We start from the raw sequence: 23381 nt of genomic DNA, 5'->3' as shown, positions 1-23381 counted from the left end.
GCCCCCGGGGTGCGGCGGACCCACGTCACCTAGGACGCGAACAACCGCACGGGCCACGCCGCATGCGCCTCCGCCCCGATCTCGAGCAGCGGCGCCGACCCGGCCGGCAACGCGTCGACCCCCAGGTCGACCGCCCGCCGGGCCGCCTCCACGGCATCCCCGGCGACCCGGTCGACCTCCGGCGCGAGCCGCGCCAGCACCCCCGTCGCGTCGAACGGGTCGAGGCTCAGCAACCGCACCACGGCGGTCGCCGCCCCGCTCACCCCCTCGTACGCGGAGCAGTACGCGGCGTCCTGCGCCCCGAGCCCCGCCGACCGCGCGGCGAGCCCGAGGACGACGGGCTGGTGCGCCCCTTTGGGGAACCGCCGCGCGAGGGCGTCGAGTTCGGGATGCGGCCAGGTGGCGCGGGCGGCCCGCATCATCTGCCGCCCCAGCTTGCGCGCGGCGACGCGCAGTGCGGCGGAGGGCGTCCGGGCGTCGGCGGCCTCGTCGAGCACGACGGGGTCGACGCCCAGCGCGGCAGCCGCGGCGAGCGCGGCGGTCACGGCCCCGCTGGTGTGCAGGCGGCCCCGGCAGAACTCCTCCAGGCTCGCCGCGTCGGTGATGCGGCCCGCCTTGACCGCGGCCTCCGCCCCGCCCGAGTGGGCGTGCCCACCGGCGGGGAAGCGGCCGTCGGCCAGGACGAGCAGTGCGGCACGGGACATGACGTGGGTACCGCCCGGATCAGAAGAGGAAGTACCGCTGCGCGAGCGGCAGTTCGGCGGCCGGGGCGGGCTCGACGAGCTCACCGTCGATGGTGACGGCGAACGAGTCGGGGGCGACCTCGACGCGCGGCAGGGCGTCGTTGTTGACCATGTCGGCCTTGGTGCGCCCGCGGGTCGAGCGGATCGGCACGAAGGAGCGGTCGAGCCCGAGCCGCTCCGGCAGCCCGTCCTCGATGGCCCACTCGCTCGTGAAGTTCACCGAGTTGAGCTGCGGGGCCTTGCCGTACGCCCCGTACATCGGGCGCGGCAGGACCGGCTGCGGCGTGGGGATGGACGCGTTGCCGTCGCCCATCTGCGCGTAGGCGATCTGGCCGCCCTTGATGACGAGCTGCGGCTTCACGCCGAAGAACCGGGGGTCCCACAGCACCAGGTCCGCGAGCTTCCCGGTCTCGACGGAGCCGACCTCGTGCTCGATGCCCTGGGAGACGGCCGCGTTGATCGTGTACTTGGCGACGTAGCGGCGGGCCCGCTGGTTGTCGGCGCGGGTGTCGCCGGGCAGGAAGCCGCGGCGGCGCTTCATGACGTGCGCGGTCTGCCAGGTCCGCATGATGACCTCGCCGACGCGGCCCATGGCCTGCGAGTCCGAGGACATGATGGAGATGGCGCCGAGGTCGTGCAGGATGTCCTCGGCCGCGATGGTGGTGGGCCGGATGCGGGACTCGGCGAAGGCGAGGTCCTCGGGCACCGCGGGGTTGAGGTGGTGGCAGACCATCAGCATGTCGAGGTGTTCCTCGACGGTGTTGACGGTGTGCGGCCGCGTCGGGTTGGTGGACGACGGCAGCATGTTCGGCAGCGACACCGCGGTGATCATGTCGGGTGCGTGTCCGCCGCCCGCGCCCTCGACGTGGAAGGCGTGCAGGGTGCGTCCGGCGACCGCGTCGAAGGTGTCCTGGACGAATCCGGCCTCGTTCAACGTGTCGGAGTGGATGGCGAGTTGGACGCCGGACTCCTCGCAGATGTCGAGGCAGGCGTCGATCACGGCCGGGGTCGCGCCCCAGTCCTCGTGGATCTTGAAGCCGATGGCGCCGCCGCGCAGCTGGGCGCGCATCGAGTCCTTCGACATGGTGTTGCCCTTGCCGAGGAACCCGATGTTGACGGGGCTGTTCTCCATCGCCGCGAACATCCGGGCGAGATGCCAGGGGCCGGGGGTGATCGTGGTCGCCTTGGAGCCCTCGGCGGGGCCGGTGCCGCCGCCGACCATGGTGGTCACACCCGAGGCGAGGGCCTCGTCGAACTGGGTCGGCGAGATGAAGTGGATGTGGGTGTCGATGCCGCCCGCGGTGACGATCTTGCCGTTGCCCGCGATGACCTCGGTGTCCGGGCCGAGGACGAGGTCGGGGTGGACGCCGTCCATCGTGTCCGGGTTGCCGGCCTTGCCGATGGCCGTGATGCGGCCGTCGCGGATGCCGATGTCGGCCTTGACGATGCCCCAGTGGTCGATGATCACGGCGCCGGTGATGACCGTGTCGGGGGTGCCTTCTGCGCGCGTAGCGCGCGACTGGCCCATGGACTCGCGGATGACCTTGCCGCCGCCGAACACCGCCTCGTCGCCGGAGAATCCGGGCCCGCCGGAGCGGTCCTCCTCGATCTCGACGAGCAGATCGGTGTCGGCGAGCCGGATCCGGTCGCCGGTGGTGGGGCCGAACAGATCGGCGTATGCGGCGCGGGACAGCTCAGGCATCGAGGGCACCTCCGGTCTCGCCGCGCAGGCCGGTGACGATGCGGCGGCCTGCGAGGGCTACGAGTTCGACGTCTACGGGGATGCCGGGCTCGAAGCGAACGGCGGTGCCCGCGGCGATGTTCAGCCGCATGCCGCGGGCGGCGGCGCGGTCGAAGTCGAGGCCGGGGTTGGCCTCGTAGAAGTGGTAGTGGGAGCCCACCTGGATGGGACGGTCGGCGCGGTTGAGCACCGTCATGCGGACGCTGTCGCGGCCCTGGTTGTAGGCGACGGGTTCGTCGGCGAACAGTATTTCTCCGGGAATCATGGCTGCCGCTCCCCCGTCAGACGATCGGTTCGTGGACGGTGACGAGCTTGGTGCCGTCCGGGAAGGTCGCCTCGACCTGCACGTCGTGGATCATCTCGGGGATGCCGTCCATGACGTCGTCACGCGTGAGCAACTTGCGCCCGGACGACATGAGTTCGGCGACGGTGCGCCCGTCGCGGGCGCCTTCGAGAATGTGCGAGGTGATCAGAGCGATCGCCTCGGGGTGATTGAGTTTCAGACCCCGGGCCCGACGCTTCTCGGCGACGTCGGCTGCCACATGGATGAGCAGTCTCTCCTGCTCGTGCGGGGTCAGTTGCACGAATCCCACCTCACAGACTTCATGCCGGACCGTGCGGGCCCGACTGCCGCGGCCACCGCGACGGCTATAGATGTAACACACAAGAAAAGTGCGCAACTGTGCGCACCCCTGCTGAGAAAAGCCGCTGGTGGCGTGGCGTGAAGGCTAATTGGGCGGAGTTTCAACGACGTTAACCGTCGCTTGACCGTGCCATTGCTGAACGGGGAGCGGACTACCTCATCTCGGGCCCGCGGTGCTCGGCGGCGATACCGAACCTTTGCCGTTCGCCGGGAGCGGAAGGAAGGCCGCCGATCCGTGACACGGACGTGATCACGGGTTCCTCGGCCGGCTCCCCCGCGGGCTCCTTCATCGCCTCGAGTCGTTCCAGGTCGGCGGCGGAGACCAGGGCGACGAGCGGCTTGCCGTGCCGGGTGACGACGACGCGCTCGCTCCCGTATACGACGCGGTTGATCAGATCGGCGAGCTCAGCCCTGGCTTGCGTCACCGGAATCTCGTAGGCCATGCTCACCATCGTACGTCATGTACGTCCTGTACATTTTGAGAGAAGCAGCACCCTGAAGAGGCAAGCGTCCAAGGAGGCACCATGACCCGTCCGTCCGGCCGCTACGTCCTGCCCGAGTTCACCGAGCGCACCAGTGCGGGGCAGCGCACCCTCGATCCGTACTCGAAGCTTCTGGAGGAACGCATCGTGTTCCTCGGGACGCCGATCGACGACGTCTCGGCGAACGATGTGATGGCGCAGTTCATGCACCTCGAGTACCTGGCGCCCGACCAGGACATCTCCCTGTACATCAACTCTCCGGGCGGCTCGTTCAGCGCGATGACCGCGCTCTACGACACGATGCAGTTCGTCAGTTGCGACGTGTCCACGACCTGCCTGGGGCAGTGCTCGTCCGTGGCCGCGGTGCTGCTCGCGGCGGGGACGCCCGGCAAGCGGATGGTGCTGCCCGGGGCGCGGGTGGTGATCGACCAGCCCGCACTGCCCGAGCCCGCCCAGGGGCAGCCGAGCGACCTGGAGATCACCGCGCGCGAACTGACGCGCACGCGGACGCAGTTGGAGGAGCTGCTCGCGCGGCACACGGGGCGGACCACGGAGCAGATCAGCGCGGACATCGAGCGGGACACGGTCCTGACGTCGGAGCAGGCCCTCACGTACGGCCTGGTGGACCACGTCGTCGAGAACCGGACCGCCACCCTGCGCTCCCCCGGTACGAGGTGATCGGCCGATGTATCCACCGGAACTTCCGCCGCTGCCCGCGCTCACCCGCGCCGAGTGCGAGCTCGTGGACCGCTATCTGGAGGTGGTCGACCTGATCGCGCGGATCAACCCGGCCCGGGGCGACGACACGTACAGCGGGCTGCGGGCGGCGCAGGCGCTGGTGAGCCGGGCGACGGAGCTGCGGGACGCGCTGACGGTGATGCACCAGCGGGGCGAGAGCCGGGTGCACGCCAGCACACTGGCGCGGGCCCTGCGCGTCCTGGACGGCGAGCGGCGCACCAAGCGGGTCACTTTGCCGCCAGAACCGGTCGTCTGACGGAACAAAGCGTTCACCGGGCTCCCCGAACCGCCGGTTCGCGCCCCAAACGGCCCGGATGGGGTACCCCCGTACGGCCTAGTCGCGTGTCCGTCAACGAGCCCGGTGAAGTTGCGCTCCGGCCGTAGCCGGACACCGGAATTCGGCGTTCCGTCGCTGGTGCGGGGCTCGTCCGACCTCACCGGCGGGGCGCGAATGCCGCACTGTCCACCTGAACGGGTCAAGCGTGAGGAGCCTCACTTACCGCCGGTTCACCTCGGTTTTCGCCTCGCCCGTGCACGAAGATCCGTTGCGACGACAAGCCCCCGCCGCCGCGGCGGGGCGGTCCGCACGGACGCCGAGTCCTGCCGCCGTGCGGATGCCAGGTCGACAGGAGTGCACCGGCAGGAGTGGAGGACCCGAGCACGACGGGCCGCCGGAGCGCCTCGCCAGAGGCCGCGCCGGAGGTCCTTGGGGTGAAGCCGCAGCGCGCGGCCGGGCAACTTCGCCACCCGAACCCGACAGGTCACCCTTCACAGGCGGCTGACGAAGGGTTGCGCATGACTGCGCTGAATCGTGTTCCGTCGCTGCTGACCAGGGCGGGTACCGCTTCCGCTCTCACGCTCGCCGTCGCAGGCGCGGGCCTCACGGTCCCGGGCGCCGCATCCGAGGCATCAGCGGCCACGGCATCCGTCAAGGCACTGAACGTCGCCGCGTCCAAGAAGGGTGCGCCGTACAAGTGGGGCGCCGCGGGGCCGCACCGGTTCGACTGCTCGGGCCTCACGCTCTACTCGTTCAAGCGGGCCGGCAAGAAGCTGCCACGCACCGCGGCCCAGCAGTACAACAAGACCCGGCACATCAAGAAGGCCCACCGTTCCCGCGGTGACCTGGTGTTCTTCCGCTCGGGCGGCGGCATCTACCACGTCGGGATCTACGCCGGGAAGGGCCGTATCTGGCACTCCCCGAAGAGCGGGGCCGTGGTGCGTCTGGAGCGGATCTGGACGAACAGCGTGCTGTACGGCCGGGTCAGGTGACGCCATCCGCTCGCGCTTGAGGGGGTCGCGAGCGGATACTCGTAAGCGATGCAGGAGCGCAACGAGACGCCGTTGGAACGCGCCGATCGGAACTTCGGTGAGCTTCTTCAGGAGCTCCGGGTCGTCCAGACCGGCGTGCAGTTCCTGTTCGCGTTCCTGCTGACGCTCGCGTTCACCACGCGGTTCCCCTCGGTCGACACGTTCCAGAGAGCCACGTACGTCACCACGTTGCTCCTCACGGTCATCGCGGCCGCGCTGTTCACGGCGCCGGCCGCGGTGCACCGGATGCTGTTCCAGCTCGGGGCGAAGCGGCGGATCGTGCGGATGTCCTCGCGGCTCGCCGCGTACGGGATGGCGGCGCTGGTGCTGGCGCTGACCGGGTCCGTGCTGCTCGTGGTCGATGTGACGGTCGGCAGGGGCGGCGGGATCGCCGCGGGCGCCGGGACGTTCTGCGTCCTGGTGGGCCTGTGGGGGCTGCTGCCGTGGATGATGCGACGGCAGGTCCTCGGGCGCAGGGCGCCGGGCCTCAGGCCGGGCGGCTCGACCCCTGGGCGGGAGGAGTGACCGGCGCGACCCACGGCAGCGCGATCCACACCGTCTTGCCGCCCTCGGGGGTCGGGCGCACCGAGAGGGTGCCGCCGCACTCCGCGGTGAGACAGCGGATGATCACCATTCCCCGGCCGTTGTCCTGCTGCACCGCGGCCGGGAGCCGCCTGGGGTAGCGGGGATGGCTGTCGGTGACCCCGATGCGCAGCTCCTCGTCCCGCTCCAACTCCACGTCCACGGTGAACGTGGGTGACTGGCCGAGCGTGTGCTGCACGGCGTTGGTCGCGAGTTCGGACACGATCAGACGGACCGTGTCCGCCGCCTCCGTTCCCGACGGCAAACCCCATTCCGCGAGCACCGTGGCGACATACCTGCGGGCGGCGGAGACCGAGGCGGGATCGCTCGGCAGCGTGACGGATGCTTCCTGGTGATCTGCCATGTCGACGTGTCCCTTTCCCGCCGGGGTGGCTCGCGCGGCCCCGCGGATCGCTCGCGCGCGGTCCCGGCAACTGCTTCGCGCCACATTGCCACTTGAAGGTCCCACTGTGGTGGCGATCCCCCAAGATATGCATATATCTGTCCCTCGATGCGGTGAACTCTGCGACGGTAGACCGTATTTGGGCTGGCGCACGCACCGTCCTCTCACGTCTGCTCGGACACGCGATCCCGTGCGGGCCGGGAGGGAGCCCGGCCGGACGGCACGAAGAGTCCGAGGAGTTCCCATGAAATACGGCCCCGCGGTACGCCGCCGCAAGCTCGGCGCCGAATTACGGGCGCTGCGCGTCCAGGCCGGCCTGACGAGCGGGCAGGCGGCCCGGCTCGTCGGCTGGCACCAGTCGAAGGTGAGCAGGATCGAGACAGGACGCAGTGGCGTGAAGCCGTCGGACGTGCTGATGCTGCTCGACGCGTTCGAGGCGAACGATCCCGCTGTCCGCGAACTGGTCGTGGCGCTGGCCGGTGGCCAGGAGGTGGGCGGGCACCACTGGTGGCACGCGTACCGGGGTCTGCTGCCACCCGCCTACCGCGATTTCATCAGCCTCGAGTCCCAGGCGTGCCGCATCAGAACCCTGGAGACGAGCGTCGTGCCGGGGCTCCTGCAGACGCCCGAGTACGCGTACGCGGTGACCCGTTCGGTGCTGGACGGGGCGGAGGAGCGGCACGTCAAGGCGCTGGTCGAGGTGCGGCTCGCGCGCCAGGACGTGCTGCGCTCCGAGCCGCCCCTGCACCTGACCGCCGTGCTCGACGAGGCCGTGCTGCGCCGGGAGGTCGGCGGATCCGGCGTGCTGCGGCGGCAGTTGGCCCATCTGACCGAAGCCGCACGCATGCCCCATGTCCGGATCCAGGTGCTTCCGTTCTCGTCCGGGGGCCATATCGGCCTGACGGGACCTTTCGTTGTGTTCTCTTTTCCGAACACTTCTGATCTGGATGTGGTTGTTCTCGACCATTTGACGAGTAGCCTCTACCTCGAACGGAAAGAAGACCTCAAGGCGTACACGGACGCCTTTGACGCTCTTCTGCTCCATGCCAGGTCACCCGAGGATTCCTTGGAATTCATCGCAGAGATCGCCGGGTAAGCGGGGTCGCCGACACCTCGTCATGCGCCGGCGCCGTGTGAGGAGGCACCATGAACCACCGGCCTCGGTATGTTCCGCGCGTTCCTACCGTTGCTCGCAGTACGTCGCTGAGCGGCGCCCGATGGCGGCGCAGCAGCCGCAGCACAGGCGCCAACAACTGTGTGGAGACCGCTTCGTTGAGCACGGACTCGCCGGACGGCCTGCTGGCCGTCCGCGACTCCAAGCGCACGAGGGGTCCCGCGCTGCTGTTCACGTCCTCCACCTGGGGGAGGTTCGTCAACTCCCTGCGGTAGCGGCTCCCTTGGGAGCGAAGCGGCTGATCACTCGTACGGCCTCGGCGACCTGGGTCTCCGTGAGGTCGGCGCGGGCGGTCAGCCGCAGCCGTGCGATGCCGTCGGGCACGGACGGCGGCCGGAAGCACCCCACCGCGAGCCCGGCGTCCCGGCAGTCCGCGGCCCAGCGCACCGCCGCGTCGGGCGAAGGGGCGCGCACGGAGACGACGGCGGCGTCGGGTCGTACCGCCAACAGGCCCTGGGACGCCAGGCGTTGATGCAGCGACGCCGCCACCTCGCGCGCACGCGCGGCGCGTTCGGGTTCGCGGCGCAGGAGCCTCAGCGCCGCGAGGGCCGCGCCGCACGCGGCCGGGGCGAGACCGGTGTCGAAGATGAAGGTGCGGGCCGCGTTGACGAGATGGTCGATGACGCGGGCCGGGCCGAGCACCGCGCCGCCCTGGCTGCCGAGGGACTTGGAGAGGGTGACGGTGGCGACGGCGTCCGCCGCGCCCGCGAGCCCCGCGGCGTACGGGACACCCTGCCCGCCGGGGCCCACCACACCGAGCCCGTGCGCGTCGTCGACGATCAGACCGGCACCGAACTCCCGTGCCGCCTCGGCGAGTTCACCGACGGGCGCACGGTCCCCGTCCACCGAGAAGACCGAGTCGGTGACGACGACCGCGGGCCCTTGGTGGGTACCGAGCGCCTTGCGCACGGCCTCCGGGTCGGCGTGCGCGGTCACCTGGGTGGCGCCGCGGGCGAGCCGGCAGCCGTCGATCAGTGAGGCGTGGTTGCCCGCGTCGGAGACGATCAGGGAGCCGTGCGGGGCGAGCGCCGTGACGGCCGCGAGGTTCGCGGCGTAGCCGGAGGAGAACACCAGGGCCGCCTCGAAGCCGCAGAACTCGGCCAGTTCACGCTCCAGCCGGGCGTGCAGCTCGGTGCTGCCCGTCACCAGGCGGGACCCGGTGGCGCCGCCGCCCCACCGGCGCGCGGCCGCCGCGGCGCCCTCGACGACCTCGGGATGGCGGGCGAGGCCCAGGTAGTCGTTGCTCGCGAGGTCGAGCAGCGGGGAGTCCGCGGGGCGCGGGCGCAGGGTGCGCACGAGTCCGGCGGCCTCGCGGGCGCGGCGGCTCGCGTCGATCCAGCCGAACGCGGACGGGTGGGCCGTGGCCATGGATACCTCTTCGAGTCCGGCGGCTGACATGCAGCGCTTTGTAGGTAATGCACAGACACTAGCGGCCGCGCCACTCGGGCAGGGTGTGGCAATACCCACACGACGTACGGCGTCCTTTGTAGAGAGTCTCCTTTCGCCGGGGCCGTGGGATAGGCAAGGATCAGGGCCCATGAACCTGCTGAACACGCTGGTGGACAAGGGGCTTCGGCGCGAGCTGCCGAGCCGTGAAGAGGCGCTCGCGGTGCTCGCGACGTCCGACGACGAACTGCTCGACGTGGTGGCCGCGGCCGGCAAGGTGCGCCGCCAGTGGTTCGGGCGCCGGGTGAAACTCAACTATCTGGTCAACCTCAAGTCGGGCCTGTGCCCGGAGGACTGCTCGTACTGCTCGCAGCGCCTCGGTTCGAAGGCGGAGATCCTCAAGTACACCTGGCTGAAGCCCGACGAGGCCTCGAAGGCGGCTGCGGCCGGGGTCGCGGGCGGCGCCAAGCGGGTGTGCCTGGTGGCGAGCGGGCGCGGCCCGACGGACAAGGACGTGGACCGGGTCGCACGGACCATCGACGCCATCAAGGCGGAGAACGAGGACGTGGAGGTGTGCGCCTGCCTGGGTCTGCTCGGCGAGGGGCAGGCGGAGCGGCTGCGCGGCGCGGGCGCGGACGCGTACAACCACAATCTCAACACCTCCGAGGCGACGTACGGCGACATCACGACGACGCACACGTACGCGGACCGCGTCGAGACGGTCAAGAAGGCGCACGCGGCGGGGCTTTCGGCCTGTTCCGGGCTGATCGCGGGGATGGGCGAGAGCGACGAGGACCTGGTCGATGTCGTGTACGGGCTGCGGGAGTTGGACCCGGACTCGGTGCCGGTGAACTTCCTGATCCCGTTCGAGGGGACACCGCTCGCCAAGGAGTGGAACCTGACGCCGCAGCGGTGTCTGCGGATCCTGGCGATGGTGCGGTTCGTGTGTCCGGACGTGGAGGTGCGGATCGCGGGCGGGCGCGAGGTGCATCTGCGCTCGATGCAGCCGCTCGCCCTGCACATCGCCAACTCCATCTTTCTGGGCGACTACTTGACGAGCGAGGGGCAGGCCGGGAAGGCCGACCTCGACATGATCGCGGACGCCGGGTTCGAGGTGGAGGGCACCGAGCAGGTGACGCTGCCGGAGCACCGGGGCCCCGACGACGTCGCCGTACGCCGCCGGGGCGCGGGGACGGATCTGGCGCCGAATGCCTGAGTCGAACGTGCGTGAACGGAACGTGGCCGAGTTGCTCGAACTCGACCGGCGGCACGTCTGGCACCCGTACGGTCCGATGCCCGGCAGGCAGCAGCCCCTGGTCGTGGAGTCCGCGGCCGGGGTGCGGCTGCGGGTCGCCGGGCACGGTGAGCTGGTGGACGGGATGTCGTCGTGGTGGTCGGCGATCCACGGCTACGGTCACCCGGTGCTGGACGAGGCGGCGCGCGGCCAGTTGGAGCGGATGAGCCACGTCATGTTCGGCGGGCTCACACACGAGCCGGGGGTCCGGCTCGTGGAGCGCCTTGTCGACATGTCGCCGGAGGGCCTTGAGCATGTGTTCCTCGCCGACTCCGGGTCGGTGTCGGTCGAGGTGGCGCTCAAGATGTGCCTTCAGTACTGGCGTTCGCTCGGCCGGCCCGAGAAGCGGCGGATGCTGACGTGGCGCGGCGGGTACCACGGTGACACCTGGCAGCCGATGTCCGTGTGCGACCCGGAGGGCGGGATGCACGGGCTGTGGGCGGGGGTGCTGCCGGAGCAGGTCTTCGTCGACGCGCCGCCGAGCGGGTTCGACGCGTACGAGGAGTCGTACGCGGAAGAGCTGCGGGAGGCGGTCGGGCGGCACGCGCACGAGGTGGCGGCCGTGATCGTGGAGCCCGTGGTGCAGGGGGCGGGTGGGATGCGGTTCCACTCCCCCGCGTATCTGCGGGTGCTGCGGGAGGCGTGCGACGCGCACGATGTGCTGCTGGTGTTCGACGAGATCGCCACGGGGTTCGGGCGGACGGGTGAGCTGTTCGCGGCGGACCACGCGGGCATCTCGCCGGACGTGATGTGTGTCGGGAAGGCGTTGACCGGGGGCTATCTGACGATGGCCGCGACGCTGTGCACGGCGCGGGTCGCCGAGGGGATCTCGCGGGGCGAGGTGCCGGTGCTCGCGCACGGGCCGACGTTCATGGGCAATCCGCTGGCGTCGGCGATCGCGTGCGCGTCGATCGATCTGCTGCTCGGGCAGGACTGGCGGGGCGAGGTGAAGCGGATCGGGACGGGGCTGAGCGAGGGCCTGGCCGGGGCCGCCGGTCTGCCCGGGGTCCGGGACGTACGGGTGCTCGGCGCGATCGGGGTCGTCCAGCTGGACCACGAGATCGACATGGCGGCGGCCACGCGGGCCGCGGTGGCGGAGGGGGTGTGGCTGCGGCCGTTCCGCGACCTCGTCTACACGATGCCGCCGTATGTCACGGGTGACGAGGACGTGGCACGGATCGCGCGTGCGGTGTGCGCTGCCGCGCGGGAGGGGTGAGCGATGGGGTTCGACGAGGGTGTGCTCGTGGTCACCGGGACCGGCACCGAGGTCGGCAAGACCGTGACGACGGCGGCGGTGGCGGCGGTCGCCGCGCGCGCCGGGCGGTCGGTGGCCGTGCTCAAACCGGCGCAGACGGGTGTCGGGCCCGGGGAGCCGGGCGACGTGGACGAGGTGGTGCGGCTCGCCGGGGACGCGGTGACGGGGGTGGAACTGGCGCGGTATCCGGATCCGCTGGCGCCGGGGACGGCGGCGGCGCGGGTCGGGGTGGCGGGGGTGCGGCCGGAGCGGGTGGCGGACGCGGTCGAGAAGTTGCGGGCGTCGCACGATCTGGTGCTGGTCGAGGGGGCCGGGGGGCTGCTGGTCCGCTTCGACGAGGCGGGGTCGAATCTGGCGGACGTCGCGGTGTTGCTCGGGGCTCCGGTGCTGGTGGTGGCGGCGGCGGGGCTCGGGACGTTGAACTCCGTCGAGTTGACCGGGGAGGCGTTGCGGGCGCGGGGGTTGCGGGCGGCGGGGGTCGTCATCGGGAGCTGGCCGGCTGCGCCGGGGCTGGCGGAGCGGTGCAATGTGGGGGATTTGCCGGTGGTGGCCGGGGTGGGGTTGGTGGGGGCGGTGCCGGAGGGGGTCGGGGGGTGGGGGGTGGAGGCCTTCCGTGCGGGGGCCTCCGGCTGGGTCGGGCCGGGATTGGGCGGGACCTGGGACGTCGGAGCGCTCTCCGTGTGACCCGCCGGTCCCCGCCGCCCCGGCCGGTCCCGCTCGCGGGGCTCCGCCCCGGACCCCGCTCCTCAATCGCCGGAGGGGCTTGATGTGCCCGGCCCCTCCGCCCCTTGAGGAAACCGGTCGCAGCCACCCCCGGGGATGGGCCTTCCAGCCGCTCCGGCGATGGAGGAGACCCCCGCCGGAGCCGGTCCCTCAAGCCCCTCCGACCATCCACGAGACCCCCACCGGAGCCGGTCCCTCAAGCCCCTCCGGCGATGGAGGAGGCCCCCGCCTGAGTACGTCCACCAAGCCCCTCCGGCGATTGAGGAGGCCCGGGGTGGGCGTTCGGGAGGGGGGATGTGGGAAGGGGAGGGGTGGGGGCGGCGTTGGGTTGGGAGGCGGGATGAAGGTGGGGTCGCGGGAGGTCGTACGGCATCCCGTTTTCGCGAGGTACTACGCCCGCGCCGTCGCGCGGGTGGAACCGGTCATGGCGCCGGTGCGCGGCGAGCTCGTCGCCGGGCTGTCCGGGCGCGTGCTGGAGGTCGGTGCCGGGACCGGCATCGGGTTCCGGTACTACCCGGCCACCGTGTCCGAGGTCGTCGCCATCGAACCGGAACGCACCCTGCGCCGGCTCGCCGCCGACGCGGCGCAACGCGTGGACGTTCCCGTGGACGTGGTGCCGGGCGCCGCGGAGGCGCTGCCCGTGAAGAGCGAGGGCTACGACGCCGTGGTGCTCTGCACCGTCCTGTGCAGCGTCCGCGACGTGGACCGCGCCCTGCGCGAGGTGCGGCGCGTGCTCCGCCCCGGCGGCGAGGTGCGCTTCTTCGAGCACGTGCGGGCACCGGGCCGCGGCATGCGCCTGGTGCAGGGCGCGCTCGACCGCACGGTCTGGCCGCTGTGCGTCGGCGGCTGCCACCTGCGCCGCGACGCCCTCGCCGCCCTGCGCACGGCCGGTTTCGACCTCGGCGCCCACCGGGCCCTGACCATGCCGGGGCACGGGCCGCGGCAGCCGATGTCGTACTGCGTGCTGGGCACCGCCACCCGGCCGGCGGCCGAGCGCGAGGACGCGTAGCGGCCTGTACCGCGCGCTCCCCCGGCCGTTGTCGCAGCGAGCGGCTATCCTCGGATCCCTGATACCGAACGGCATCGACCCGATGGACAACTGGCTTACGGAGTAAGGGAGTTGGGGTGGGGGACACGGGTGTGGTCACAGAGGCGGTCGCCGCGCGGGCCAGGGGTCTGACGAAGGCGTACGGCTCGGGCGAGACGCAGGTGCTCGCCCTCGATGCGGTGGACGTGGACATCGCGCGCGGCCGGTTCACGGCCGTGATGGGCCCTTCCGGGTCCGGCAAGTCCACCCTGATGCACTGCCTGGCGGGGCTCGACACGGTCTCGGCGGGACAGGTGTGGCTCGGTGACACGGAGATCACGGGGCTGAAGGAGCGCGAGCTGACGCGGCTGCGGCGCGACCGCATCGGCTTCATGTTCCAGTCGTTCAACCTGATCCCGACGCTGAACGCCGCCGAGAACATCACGCTCCCGATGGACATCGCGGGCAAGGCGCCGGACGCGAAGTGGCTGGACCAGGTCGTCGAGACCCTCGGCCTGCGGGACCGCCTGAAGCACCGGCCCGCCCAGCTGTCCGGCGGTCAGCAGCAGCGCGTCGCGTGCGCGCGGGCGCTCGCCGCGCGGCCCGAGCTGATCTTCGCGGACGAGCCGACGGGGAACCTGGACTCGCGGGCCGGGCTCGAAGTCCTCGGATTCCTGCGGCAGTCGGTCGACGAGCTGGGCCAGACCGTGGTCATGGTGACGCACGATCCGGGCGCCGCCGCCCACGCCGACCTGGTCCTCTTCCTCGGCGACGGCCGACTCGTGGACGAGATGCGGGAGCCGACCGCCGAGGCGGTCCTGGAGCGCATGAAGCGGTTCGACGTCGTGCGCCAAGCGGTCACCGAGAAGCCGAGCCCCCGGACGTAGCCATGCTGAAAGCGACCCTGCGGAGCTTCCTGGCGCACAAGGGGCGCCTCGCCCTGTCCGCGCTCGCCATCGTGCTGTCGGTGGCCTTCGTCGCGGGCAGCCTGATCTTCTCGGACACCGTGTCGCGCACCTTCGACCGGCTCTTCGCCTCGACGTCCGCGGACGTGCGGGTGGGGCCGAAGGAGGACGACTTCGACGAGTCGGTGCCGTCGGGCACGGTGCGTACGGTGCCCGCCTCGCTGGCGCAGCGGATCGACGGTGTCGCCGGGGTGGCCGCCACGCACGTCGACGCCGGGGTCGAGAACGTCACGGTCGTCGACCGGCGCAACAAGTCGGTGGGTCCGACCACGGGCGCGCCCACCATCGCCACCAACTGGGACCCCACGGACCGCAGTCCGGTGCGTCTGACGTCGGGGCACGCGCCGCGCGGGCCCCGGCAGGCGCTGCTCGACGCGGACACCGCCGACAAGAAGGACGTACGCATCGGTGACACGCTCACCGTGATGGCGAAGCCCGGCTCGTTCAAGGTCGAGGTCGTCGGCATCGCCACGTTCCGTACGACGAACCCGGGGGCGGCGCTCGTCTACCTGGAGACGGAGACGGCGCAGCGCAGGCTGCTCGGCGGCACCGACCGGGCGACGAGCATCTCGGTGGACGCGGCGCCCGGTGTCGCCGACGCGACGCTGAAGCGGCGGCTCGGCCAGGAGCTGGGCGGCGCCTACGACCTGAAGACGGCGGACGAGGACGCGAAGTCGGCGGCGGAGGACCTGGGCGGTTTCCTCGACGTCATCAAGTACGTGATGCTGGGCTTCGCCGGGATCGCCGTGCTCGTCGGCGTGTTCCTGATCGTCAACACGTTCTCGATGCTGATCGCCCAGCGGACCCGGGAGTTGGGGCTGCTGCGGGCGCTCGGCGCGGACCGGCGGCAGGTGCGGCGCTCCGTCCTGACGGAGGCCGTGCTGCTCGGTCTCGTGGGTTCGGCGGTCGGCCTCGGGCTCGGCGTGGGGCTCGCGATCGGGCTGATCAAGCTGATGAGCACCTTCGGGATGAACCTCAAGTCCACGGAGATGGTGGTGGGTTGGGGCACACCCGTCGTGTCGTTCGCGGTCGGCATCGGGGTCACGTTCGTGGCCGCGTATCTGCCCTCGCGGCGCGCGGCCCGCGTCTCCCCCATGGCGGCGCTCGCGGATGCCGAGATCGCCGGTGTGGGGCGGTCGTTGCGGACGCGGGCGCTGGTGGGCGCGGTGATCGGGGCGGCCGGGGCCGCCGCGCTGATCGGCTGCTGGACGGCGGACGAGACGGGGCCCGCGTCCTCGCTGCTCGGGCTCGGCATCGCCCTGACGCTGATCGCGACGGTCGTCGCGGGTCCGCTTCTCGTACGTCCCGTGATCCGGGTGCTCGGCAGCGCGTTCCCCGCCGTGTTCGGCTCGGTCGGCCGGATGAGCCAGCGCAACGCGCTGCGCAACCCGCGCCGCACGGGCGCGACGGCTGCCGCGCTGATGGTGGGGCTCGCCCTGGTGGCGGGGATGTCGGTGGCGAGCGCCTCCATGAGCAAGTCGTTCGACCAGCAGATCGACGACACGCTGGGCGCCGACTTCACCGTGCAGAACGCCAACTTCATGCCGTTCTCGCAGGAGGTGACCCGCAAGATCCGGGCGACCGACGGGGTGGGCCTCGTGGTGCGGCAGCGGTTCACGGCGCTCGCCGTGCGGATGCCGGACGGGAAACGGGTGAAGACGACGGCCGCGGGGTGGGACCGGCGGATCGACGACGTCGCCAACGTCGAGTACGCGCGCGGCGACAGCGCGACGGGGCTCGCGCCCGGACGCCTTTTGCTCCAGAAGGAGTTCGCGGACGAGCACGGCGCGCGGATCGGCAGCGTGCTGCCCGTGGAGTTCCCCGGCGGGAAGCGCGCCGAGCTGACCGTGGGCGCCCTGACCGACCTGGAGGCCAACGACTTCGGCATGTCCGGCGGCTTCGCGATGGGCATGCCGACGCTGATGAGGTACGCGCCGGGCGGGCAGGACTCGGCGGTGTACGTGAACGCCGCGTCCGGCACGTCCCCGGACACGCTGCGCGAGCGCCTGGAGAAGACGCTCGACCCGTATCCGCAGGTGCAGGTCCGTGACCTCGCCGACTACAAGGACCTCGTCCACGACCAGATCGCGGTGCTGCTGTACCTGGTGTACGCGCTGCTCGGCCTGGCGATCGTGATCGCGGTCCTCGGCGTCGTCAACACGCTCGCTCTGTCCGTCGTGGAGCGCACGCGCGAGATCGGGCTGCTGCGGGCGATCGGGCTCGCGCGTCGGCAGCTGCGGCGGATGATCCGGCTGGAGTCGGTGGTGATCGCCGTGTTCGGGGCGGTGCTCGGGCTGGCGCTCGGCCTGGTGTGGGGCGTGGCCGCGCAGCGGGTGCTCGCGCTGGAGGGCATGCGGGCGCTGGCGATCCCGTGGCCGACGATCGTCGCGGTGGTGATCGGCTCGGTCGTCGTGGGGCTCGCGGCGGCGCTGCTGCCGGCGCTGCGGGCGTCGCGGATGAACGTACTGGCGGCGATCGCGCACGAGTAACGCGGGCGGCGGCGCGGACGTAGGGTCGGGGCGGCAACTGTCCACGGCCCGAGGAGAGTTCATGGCTACGGCGGCCCCGCGTCCCTTCCGTTTCGGCGTCAACCTCGTCACGCCCGCGCCCGACGACGCGTGGCGCGCCAAGTGCCGCAGGGCCGAGGAGCTCGGTTACGACGTGCTCCTCGTCCCGGACCACCTGGGCGCTCCGTCGCCGTTCCCGTCGCTCGTCGCGGCGGCCGACGCGACGAGCCGGCCGCGGGTCGGCACGTTCGTCCTCAACTGCGCGTTCTGGAACCCGGTGCTGCTGGCCCGCGAGGTCACCACGACCGTCGCGCTCACGGGCGGCCGTCTCGAACTGGGCCTGGGCACCGGTTACGTGCGCGAGGAGTTCGAGCAGGCCGGTCTGGAGTGGGGTACGCCCGGCAGCCGCGTCGACCATCTGGAGCGCACGGTCGCGGAGCTCGACCGGCTGCTGTCGGCGCCCGATCAGGGGCCCCGGCCGCCGCTGCTGATCGGCGGCAACGGCGACCGGATGCTGCGGATCACCGCCGAGCACGCCGACATCGCCGCGTTCACCGGGGCCCGCGCGCCGGCCGGGAACGCGGGCGGCCTCGAACCGCTCACCGGCGAGGAGCTTCAGGAGCGGGTGGCCGCCTACCGGAAGCTCGCCGCCGACCGGGCGGAGGCCGCCGAACTCAACCTGCTCGTCCAGCTGGTGGCAGTGACCGACGACCGCCCGGCCGCCGTCCGACCGCTCCTGGAGCACTTGCCGCGCCTCACCGAGGATCAGGTCCTCGACTCCCCGCTCCTCCTCGTCGGCACCGTGGAGGAGATCACGCGGCACCTCCTGGAGCGGCGCGAGCGGTTCGGCTTCTCGTACATCACGGTCCTGGAGCCGCACATGGAGGCGCTGGCACCGGTGATCGAGGCGCTGCGGGGCCGCTGAGGGTCCCGAGGGCGGCTGCGCCTACAGGGACTTCACCCAGCGCCGCCAGTGGTCCTCGCGGTGGTATCCGGAGGACGCCCACGCGCCGTGCGCCCGGGTGTTGGCCTCCAGGACCATGGCGTCGACGCGCCGCCCGCCGAGCGCGGTGAAGCGCTGCTCGGCGGCCTCCAGCAGGGCCGTCGCGATGCCCCGGCGGCGGTGGTCGGGGTGCACGGCGAGCCGGTAGGCGGAGCAGCGCCAGCCGTCGAACCCGGCGATGACGGTCCCCACGAGCAGCCCGTCGCGTTCCGCGAGGATCAGGGCGTCCGCGTCCCGCTCGATGAGCCGCGTCATGCCGTCGTGGTCGTCGGTGATGCTCGTGCCCTCGGCCGCCTCGCGCCAGAACGCGAGGACCGCGTCGATGTCGTCGGCGGTGGCGGAGCGCATGTTCAGATCGGTCACCCGGGGAGTGGACCACGGCGGCCGGTGTCCGGCCAAGGCGTTTTGGCCGGGCACCCGCCGTGGTCATGTGCTCAGTCCTCGACGACTTGGTAGAGCGTGGTCCAGAAGTCGTTGTGCAGCCGGATCGCGTGCCCGACGGACGTGCCGACCTGGGTGAGGACGATGCCGGTGACGTCGTTGACCGGGTCGGCGTAGGTCGAGGTGCCGCTGCCGCCGTCCCAGCCGAACTGGCCGAGCGGCGCGTAGTCGCCGACGTAGGTGCGCACCGCCATGCCGAAGCCCCAGCCGCCCTGCTGGCCCTGGCCGAAGGACACGTGGACGTTGTCGGTGGCGAGCGCGGTCCGGGCGGCCTGCTGCTCGGCGGTGAGGCGGTTGGTGGTCATGAGGCGCACGGCGGGCCTCGACAGGATCCGCTCGCCCTGGTGCGTGCCGCCGTTCAGGAGCATCCGGAAGTAGGCGTGGTAGTCGTCGGCGGTGGAGTTGAGGCCGCCGCCTCCGCCGGGGAAGGCCGGGGGCGCGCTGTGCCGGCCGCCCTCGGCCGGGTCCCACACCTGGAACTCGCCGGTGGCGGGGTCGGGCGCATACAGCGGCGGCAGCCGGTGGAGGTCGGCGGCGGGGACGTGGAAGCCGGTGTCCTTCATGCCCAGCGGCTCGAAGATCCGCTCGCGCAGGAACGCGTCGAAGGACTGGCCGGAGACCCGGGCGACCAGCACGCCGACCAGGTCGCTGGCGATCTGGTACTGCCAGCGCTCGCCGGGCTGGTGCATCAGCGGCAGCGTGCCGAGGCGCTTCATCCACTCGTCGGGGCCCGGCATCGGCTCCGGCAGGTTCGGGATGATCCCCTGTCCTGCGATCGCTCCGAAGATCGGGGTGCCGATCGCGGTGACGTCCATCCCGAGGCCGAAGGTGGAGGTGAGGATGTCCCGCACGGTGATCGGCCGGCGCGCGGGCACGGTGTCGTCGAGCGGCCCGTCGGGCCGCTTCAGCACCTGCCGGTCGGCCAGCTCGGGCAGCCACTCCTCGACCGTGTCGTCGAGGCGCAGCCGGCACTCGTCGAGCAGCACCATGGCCGCCGCGACGGACACCGGCTTGGACGTCGACGCCATGCGGAAGAGGGTGTCGCGGCGCATCGGGTCGCCGCCGTCGTGGCGCATCGTGCCCAGCGTCTCGACGTGCGTTCCCTCGCCCCGGCTGTAGAGCACGACGGCGCCGGGGATCCGCCCGGACTCGACGTGGCGTGTCAGCACGTCCCTGATCCGGCGCTGCCCCGCCTCGGAGAAACCGCTCTCGGCGTGTCCCATTCGCCTGCCCCCTCCGGGTCCGCCGGTGGCGGGCCCGCTCTCGGTACGAAGCCGGGCCCGGAGGCGTCCGGTGCCCGGAAGTCCTCAGCCTGCGCCGTGACCGGGAGGTGATCAACAGTGGGTTCGGCAAGACAGCGTTGTCCGCCGACGCATCAATGACCGTTGTGTCACCGCACAGTTGACCGCTAGGTTCACGCTCACAGGGGAGGCTGGGGGGCCGATGGAGCTTCGGGACATAGAGATCTTTCTGACACTGGCGGAGGAGCTGCACTTCGGCCGGACCGCCGAGCGACTGCACGTCACGCCGTCCCGGGTCAGCCATGTCATCAAGAAGCAGGAGCGCCGGCTCGGTGTGCGGCTCTTCGAACGCACCTCGCGCACGGTGCGGCTCACCGCGCCCGGCGAGCGGCTGCGCGACGAGCTGCTCCCGGCCCACCAGCGCATCCTCCAGGCCCTCGACCGGACGGCCGCCGAGGCACGGTCCGAAGTCGGTGAACTGCACGTCGGCTACACGGCCGCGTGGTGCGCGGAGCTGCTGCTGCGGGCCGCCGAGGAACTGCGCGGGCGGCATCCGGGCTGGACCGTGCGGATCCAGGAGACCCAGTTCAGCGATCTCTACGGTCCGCTGCACCGCGGCGAGGTACAGCTCCAGATCGCCGAGCTTCCCGTTTTCGAACCCGGGGTCACGGCGGGGCCCGTGGTGTTCCGCGAGCGCCGCGCGCTGATGCTGCCGGCCACCCATCCACTGGCCGGAGCCGACTCCGTGTCTTTGGAGGATCTGGCCGAGGTACCGCTGCTGCAACTCAAGGGCGACCGCCCGAAGCCCCAGTCGGACTTCCACTTCCCGTCGCGCACACCACAGGGCCGCCCCATCGCCCGGGGGCCGTACTACTCCACCTGGTACGAGGTTCCCGTGCTGGTCGCCGCCGGGTTCGGGGCCTCGATCGTGGCGGCCCGCGCGGCCCAGTACTACGCCCGGCCCGGGGTGGCGATCGTTCCGCTGCGGGACGGTCCGACGCTCGACTACTGCGTGCTCCTGCCCGCCACCCGGCAGGCGCATCCCGTTCCGGCCTTCGTCGACCTGCTGCGCGGGCTCGCCGACTGAGACCCTGCTTTGCAGCTCCTTTACCATGGACGGGTCATTCGAACTTCTGTTGTGCGAACTTCTAGGAAAGGTGTGAGCGTCCGCCCATGGGCGAGCCTCCCAGTCCCCGCTCCGTCACCCCGCGCGGCCCCCGCGAGCGCGCGTCCGTCCCGCCCCTGGCCGACCATGGGACGGAGGTGAGGAACCGATGACCGAAGTGCTCCTGCTCGCCGTGGCGGTGCTGCTGTCGCTGGCCTGCGGCGCGTTCGTCGCGGCGGAGTTCTCGCTCACGACCGTGGAGCGCGCCGACCTGGAGGAGGCCGTCGACCGCGGTGAGCGCGGCGCGGCCGGCGCCCTGCGGGCCGTCCGCAACCTCACCTTCCAGCTCTCCGGCGCCCAGCTCGGCATCACGGTGACCAACCTGGTCGTCGGCATGCTCGCCGAGCCGTCGATCTCGAAGCTGCTGTCGGGTCCGCTGGAGTCGCTGGGCCTTTCGGCGACGGCGTCGAGCTCGGTCGCCCTCGTCCTCGGCACCGCCCTGTCGACCGTGTTCCTGATGGTCGTCGGCGAGCTGGTGCCGAAGAACTGGGCGATCTCCTCGCCGCTGGCCGTGGCCAAGCGGGTGGCGACGCCGCAGCGTCTGTTCAGCGCCGTGTTCCGCCCGTTCATCACGCACCTGAACAACACCGCGAACCGGCTCGTGCGCCGCTTCGGCATCGAGCCGACCGAGGAGCTGGCCTCCGCGCGCGGCCCGCAGGAGCTGATGGCGCTGGCGCGGCACTCCGCGAAGGAGGGCGCGCTGGAGGCGGACACCGCCGAGCTGTTCGTGCGCACCCTGAACCTCGCGGACCTGACCGCCGAGAACGTGATGACGCCGCGTGTCCAGGTGATGGCCCTCGACATCCAGGCCACCTGCGAGGACGTGGCGAACGCGACGCGGGCCACCGGGCTGTCCCGGTTCCCCGTCTACCGGGGCAGCCTCGACTCCGTCGTCGGCGTCGTGCACATCAAGGACGTCCTGGCCGTGCCCGACGAGCAGCGGGCCCGCAAGGGCGTCGCCGATCTGCTGCGCGAGCCGTTGCTCGTACCGGAGACGCTGACCGTGGACCGGCTGCTCGACCGGCTCTCCGGGAAGCGGACGATGGCCGTCGTCATCGACGAGTACGGCGGTACGGCCGGGGTCGCGACCCTGGAGGACATCGTCGAGGAGGTCGTGGGCGAGGTCCGCGACGAGCACGATCCGCACGAGACGCCCGACATCGCGGCCGCCGGCGCCGACCCGGAGGGCCGGGCGCTGTACTCCGCCGACGGTGCCGCCCGCACCGACCAGCTCGCGCGGGTCGGCCTGCGCGCGCCAGACGGGCCGTACGAGACGCTGGCCGGGCTCGTCGCGACCGAGCTGGGCCGGATCCCGGACATCGGCGACAGCGTCGACGTCGCCGGGTGGCGGCTCGACGTCGTGGACGCGCACGGGCACCGCGCGGCGCGGGTGCTGCTGCACGCGCCGCTCGTCCCGGACCTCGAGGAGCACGAGCGGGAGGACGGGCCGAGGAACGGCAGGGCGGGCAGGTCCGCGAAGGCCGGGAAGGCCTCCGGCACGCAGAAGACGGAGAAGGGGGCGGCCCGATGACCGCGGTCCAATTGCTGATCGGCCTGGCGACGCTGTTCGTCAACGCCTTCTTCGTCGGCGGCGAGTTCGCCCTGATCTCGGTGCGCCGCAGCCAGATCGAGCCGTACGCGGAGGAGGGCGACCGGCGCGCGCGCAGCGTCCTGTGGGGCCTGGAGCACGTGTCGGCGCTGCTGGCCGCGGCGCAGCTCGGCATCACGCTGTGCACGCTGGTCCTCGGCATCGTCGCCGAGCCCGCCATCGCGCATCTGCTGGAACCGGCGTTCGACGGGGTGGGGGTGCCGCACGGGCTGGTCCACCCGATCTCGTTCGTGATCGCGCTGACCGTGGCGACGTATCTGCACATGCTGCTCGGCGAGATGGTGCCGAAGAACATCGCGCTCGCCGAGCCGGTGCGCTCCGCGCTGCTGCTCGGGCCGCCGCTGGTCGCCATCGCGCGCGCCCTGCGTCCGGTCATCTTCGCGATCAACGCCTTCGCGAACGGGCTGCTGAAGCTGCTGCGCGTGGAGGCGAAGGACGAGGTGGCGGCGACGTTCTCGGACGACGAGCTGGCCCGTATGGTCAAGGACTCCTCCGACGCGGGCCTGATCGACGACCGGGCGCAGGAGCGCCTGCACGACGCCCTGGAACTGGGCCGCCGGCCCGTCAAGGACGTCGTCCTGCCGATCGAGAAGGTCTTCTACGCGCGCGTGGGCGTCACGCCCGAGGAGCTGGAGCGGCTCTCCGCCGAGTCCGGTTTCTCGCGCTTCCCCGTGGTCGACGAGGGCCGCAGGATCGTCGGCTACCTCCATGTGAAGGACGCCCTGGACGCGATGCCGCGCGACCTGCCGTTCCGGGTCCCGGACATGCGCTCCATCGCGCGCGTGCGGGAGACGACGCCGCTGGACGACGTGCTGACCGCGATGCGCGGGAGCCGTACGCACCTCGCGGCGGTGCTGGGGGCGGACGGCCGGCTCGCGGGCCTGGTGACGATGGAGGACGTCCTGCGGGAGCTGTTCGGCCAGCCGGTGTGAGCCCGCGGTCCGCGTGACC

General features: G+C 71.8%; 25 protein-coding genes. 16 read left to right on the top strand and 9 right to left on the bottom strand.

Going from position 1 to position 23381, the window contains the following annotated elements; genetic code table 11:
* Nucleotides 1-29: 29 nt before the first annotated feature.
* From ACYBSK_RS12730 to ACYBSK_RS12710, 5 genes are all read right to left on the bottom strand, one after another.
* Nucleotides 30-704, bottom strand: a complete 675-nt coding sequence (locus ACYBSK_RS12730; RefSeq protein WP_457477025.1) for an urease accessory protein UreF — start codon at nucleotides 702-704, stop codon at nucleotides 30-32.
* A gap of 19 nt (nucleotides 705-723) precedes the next feature.
* Complete coding sequence (locus tag ACYBSK_RS12725; protein ID WP_457477024.1) at nucleotides 724-2445, bottom strand: urease subunit alpha; 1722 nt, start codon at nucleotides 2443-2445, stop codon at nucleotides 724-726.
* Entirely contained in the window at nucleotides 2438-2749 is a 312-nt protein-coding gene (locus ACYBSK_RS12720; protein ID WP_457477023.1) for an urease subunit beta, read from the bottom strand. The genes ACYBSK_RS12725 and ACYBSK_RS12720 overlap by 8 nt, the downstream gene beginning before the upstream one ends.
* Nucleotides 2750-2765: 16 nt before the next feature.
* Nucleotides 2766-3068 carry an urease subunit gamma gene (locus tag ACYBSK_RS12715; protein ID WP_102909581.1) on the bottom strand — a complete coding sequence of 101 codons (303 nt, stop codon included), beginning with the start codon at nucleotides 3066-3068 and terminating at the stop codon, nucleotides 2766-2768.
* 211 nt (nucleotides 3069-3279) lie between these two features.
* Entirely contained in the window at nucleotides 3280-3570 is a 291-nt protein-coding gene (locus tag ACYBSK_RS12710) for a type II toxin-antitoxin system Phd/YefM family antitoxin (protein WP_457477022.1), read from the bottom strand.
* An 81-nt stretch (nucleotides 3571-3651) separates the two neighbouring features.
* Between ACYBSK_RS12710 and ACYBSK_RS12705 the strand changes: the two genes are divergently transcribed.
* From ACYBSK_RS12705 to ACYBSK_RS12690, 4 genes are all read left to right on the top strand, one after another.
* Nucleotides 3652-4287 carry an ATP-dependent Clp protease proteolytic subunit gene (locus ACYBSK_RS12705; protein WP_457477021.1) on the top strand — a complete coding sequence of 212 codons (636 nt, stop codon included), beginning with the start codon at nucleotides 3652-3654 and terminating at the stop codon, nucleotides 4285-4287.
* Between the two features lie 7 nt (nucleotides 4288-4294).
* A complete protein-coding gene (locus ACYBSK_RS12700; RefSeq protein ID WP_306317561.1) occupies nucleotides 4295-4603 on the top strand; it encodes a hypothetical protein in 309 nt (102 codons plus the stop codon).
* A gap of 539 nt (nucleotides 4604-5142) precedes the next feature.
* Entirely contained in the window at nucleotides 5143-5616 is a 474-nt protein-coding gene (locus ACYBSK_RS12695; RefSeq protein ID WP_457477020.1) for a C40 family peptidase, read from the top strand.
* Nucleotides 5617-5664: 48 nt separating this feature from the next.
* The gene (locus tag ACYBSK_RS12690; protein ID WP_457477019.1) at nucleotides 5665-6180 is read left to right on the top strand and encodes a DUF6328 family protein; all 516 of its coding nucleotides are present in this window, start codon (nucleotides 5665-5667) and stop codon (nucleotides 6178-6180) included.
* Here ACYBSK_RS12690 and ACYBSK_RS12685 read toward each other — a convergent pair.
* Nucleotides 6143-6601, bottom strand: a complete 459-nt coding sequence (locus ACYBSK_RS12685) for an ATP-binding protein (RefSeq protein ID WP_457477018.1) — start codon at nucleotides 6599-6601, stop codon at nucleotides 6143-6145. The genes ACYBSK_RS12690 and ACYBSK_RS12685 overlap by 38 nt on opposite strands.
* A 283-nt stretch (nucleotides 6602-6884) precedes the next feature.
* On the opposite strand from ACYBSK_RS12685, the gene ACYBSK_RS12680 reads away from it, so the two are divergent.
* Nucleotides 6885-7736: a helix-turn-helix domain-containing protein gene (locus ACYBSK_RS12680; protein ID WP_457477017.1), complete on the top strand. Its 852-nt coding sequence runs from the start codon at nucleotides 6885-6887 to the stop codon at nucleotides 7734-7736.
* 50 nt (nucleotides 7737-7786) lie between these two features.
* Entirely contained in the window at nucleotides 7787-8029 is a 243-nt protein-coding gene (locus ACYBSK_RS12675; protein WP_460246108.1) for a DUF397 domain-containing protein, read from the top strand.
* On the opposite strand, the gene ACYBSK_RS12670 is transcribed toward ACYBSK_RS12675, so the two are convergent.
* Nucleotides 8013-9182 (bottom strand): 8-amino-7-oxononanoate synthase, encoded by a 1170-nt coding sequence (locus ACYBSK_RS12670; protein WP_460247010.1) that lies wholly within the window; start codon nucleotides 9180-9182, stop codon nucleotides 8013-8015. The genes ACYBSK_RS12675 and ACYBSK_RS12670 overlap by 17 nt on opposite strands.
* 169 nt (nucleotides 9183-9351) lie before the next feature.
* Between ACYBSK_RS12670 and bioB the strand changes: the two genes are divergently transcribed.
* The 7 genes from bioB (at nucleotide 9352) to ACYBSK_RS12635 (ending at nucleotide 17896) form a co-directional block, all read left to right on the top strand.
* The gene (gene bioB / locus ACYBSK_RS12665) at nucleotides 9352-10416 is read left to right on the top strand and encodes a biotin synthase BioB (RefSeq protein WP_457477014.1); all 1065 of its coding nucleotides are present in this window, start codon (nucleotides 9352-9354) and stop codon (nucleotides 10414-10416) included.
* A complete protein-coding gene (locus ACYBSK_RS12660) occupies nucleotides 10409-11710 on the top strand; it encodes an adenosylmethionine--8-amino-7-oxononanoate transaminase (RefSeq protein WP_460246107.1) in 1302 nt (433 codons plus the stop codon). The genes bioB and ACYBSK_RS12660 overlap by 8 nt, the downstream gene beginning before the upstream one ends.
* Nucleotides 11711-11713: 3 nt before the next feature.
* Nucleotides 11714-12433 carry a dethiobiotin synthase gene (gene bioD, locus ACYBSK_RS12655; RefSeq protein WP_457477012.1) on the top strand — a complete coding sequence of 240 codons (720 nt, stop codon included), beginning with the start codon at nucleotides 11714-11716 and terminating at the stop codon, nucleotides 12431-12433.
* Between the two features lie 379 nt (nucleotides 12434-12812).
* Nucleotides 12813-13481, top strand: coding sequence for a class I SAM-dependent methyltransferase (locus tag ACYBSK_RS12650; protein ID WP_460246106.1), 669 nt, complete (start codon nucleotides 12813-12815; stop codon nucleotides 13479-13481).
* Nucleotides 13482-13597: 116 nt separating this feature from the next.
* The gene (locus tag ACYBSK_RS12645) at nucleotides 13598-14386 is read left to right on the top strand and encodes an ABC transporter ATP-binding protein (protein ID WP_460246105.1); all 789 of its coding nucleotides are present in this window, start codon (nucleotides 13598-13600) and stop codon (nucleotides 14384-14386) included.
* A gap of 2 nt (nucleotides 14387-14388) precedes the next feature.
* Nucleotides 14389-16953: an ABC transporter permease gene (locus tag ACYBSK_RS12640; RefSeq protein ID WP_460246104.1), complete on the top strand. Its 2565-nt coding sequence runs from the start codon at nucleotides 14389-14391 to the stop codon at nucleotides 16951-16953.
* 61 nt (nucleotides 16954-17014) lie between these two features.
* Nucleotides 17015-17896 carry an LLM class F420-dependent oxidoreductase gene (locus tag ACYBSK_RS12635; protein ID WP_460246103.1) on the top strand — a complete coding sequence of 294 codons (882 nt, stop codon included), beginning with the start codon at nucleotides 17015-17017 and terminating at the stop codon, nucleotides 17894-17896.
* A gap of 21 nt (nucleotides 17897-17917) precedes the next feature.
* Here the strand turns inward: ACYBSK_RS12635 and ACYBSK_RS12630 are convergent, their stop codons facing one another.
* Together ACYBSK_RS12630 and ACYBSK_RS12625 are read right to left on the bottom strand one after the other, a co-directional pair.
* Nucleotides 17918-18337: a GNAT family N-acetyltransferase gene (locus ACYBSK_RS12630; RefSeq protein ID WP_460246102.1), complete on the bottom strand. Its 420-nt coding sequence runs from the start codon at nucleotides 18335-18337 to the stop codon at nucleotides 17918-17920.
* A 71-nt stretch (nucleotides 18338-18408) separates the two neighbouring features.
* Nucleotides 18409-19638, bottom strand: coding sequence for a serine hydrolase domain-containing protein (locus ACYBSK_RS12625; RefSeq protein WP_457477006.1), 1230 nt, complete (start codon nucleotides 19636-19638; stop codon nucleotides 18409-18411).
* 220 nt (nucleotides 19639-19858) lie between these two features.
* On the opposite strand from ACYBSK_RS12625, the gene ACYBSK_RS12620 reads away from it, so the two are divergent.
* The 3 genes from ACYBSK_RS12620 to ACYBSK_RS12610 all read left to right on the top strand — a co-directional run bounded on the left by ACYBSK_RS12620 (nucleotide 19859) and on the right by ACYBSK_RS12610 (nucleotide 23362).
* Nucleotides 19859-20743 carry a LysR family transcriptional regulator gene (locus ACYBSK_RS12620; protein WP_457477005.1) on the top strand — a complete coding sequence of 295 codons (885 nt, stop codon included), beginning with the start codon at nucleotides 19859-19861 and terminating at the stop codon, nucleotides 20741-20743.
* Between the two features lie 187 nt (nucleotides 20744-20930).
* Nucleotides 20931-22352 carry a hemolysin family protein gene (locus tag ACYBSK_RS12615; RefSeq protein WP_460246101.1) on the top strand — a complete coding sequence of 474 codons (1422 nt, stop codon included), beginning with the start codon at nucleotides 20931-20933 and terminating at the stop codon, nucleotides 22350-22352.
* The gene (locus ACYBSK_RS12610; RefSeq protein WP_457477003.1) at nucleotides 22349-23362 is read left to right on the top strand and encodes a hemolysin family protein; all 1014 of its coding nucleotides are present in this window, start codon (nucleotides 22349-22351) and stop codon (nucleotides 23360-23362) included. The genes ACYBSK_RS12615 and ACYBSK_RS12610 overlap by 4 nt, the downstream gene beginning before the upstream one ends.
* The last annotated feature ends 19 nt before the right edge of the window (nucleotides 23363-23381 follow it).

The organism is Streptomyces sp. BYX5S (genome assembly GCF_054724165.1).
The sequence above is the reverse complement of the archived record's forward strand: the minus strand, read 5'-3'. Positions and strand labels throughout refer to the sequence as shown.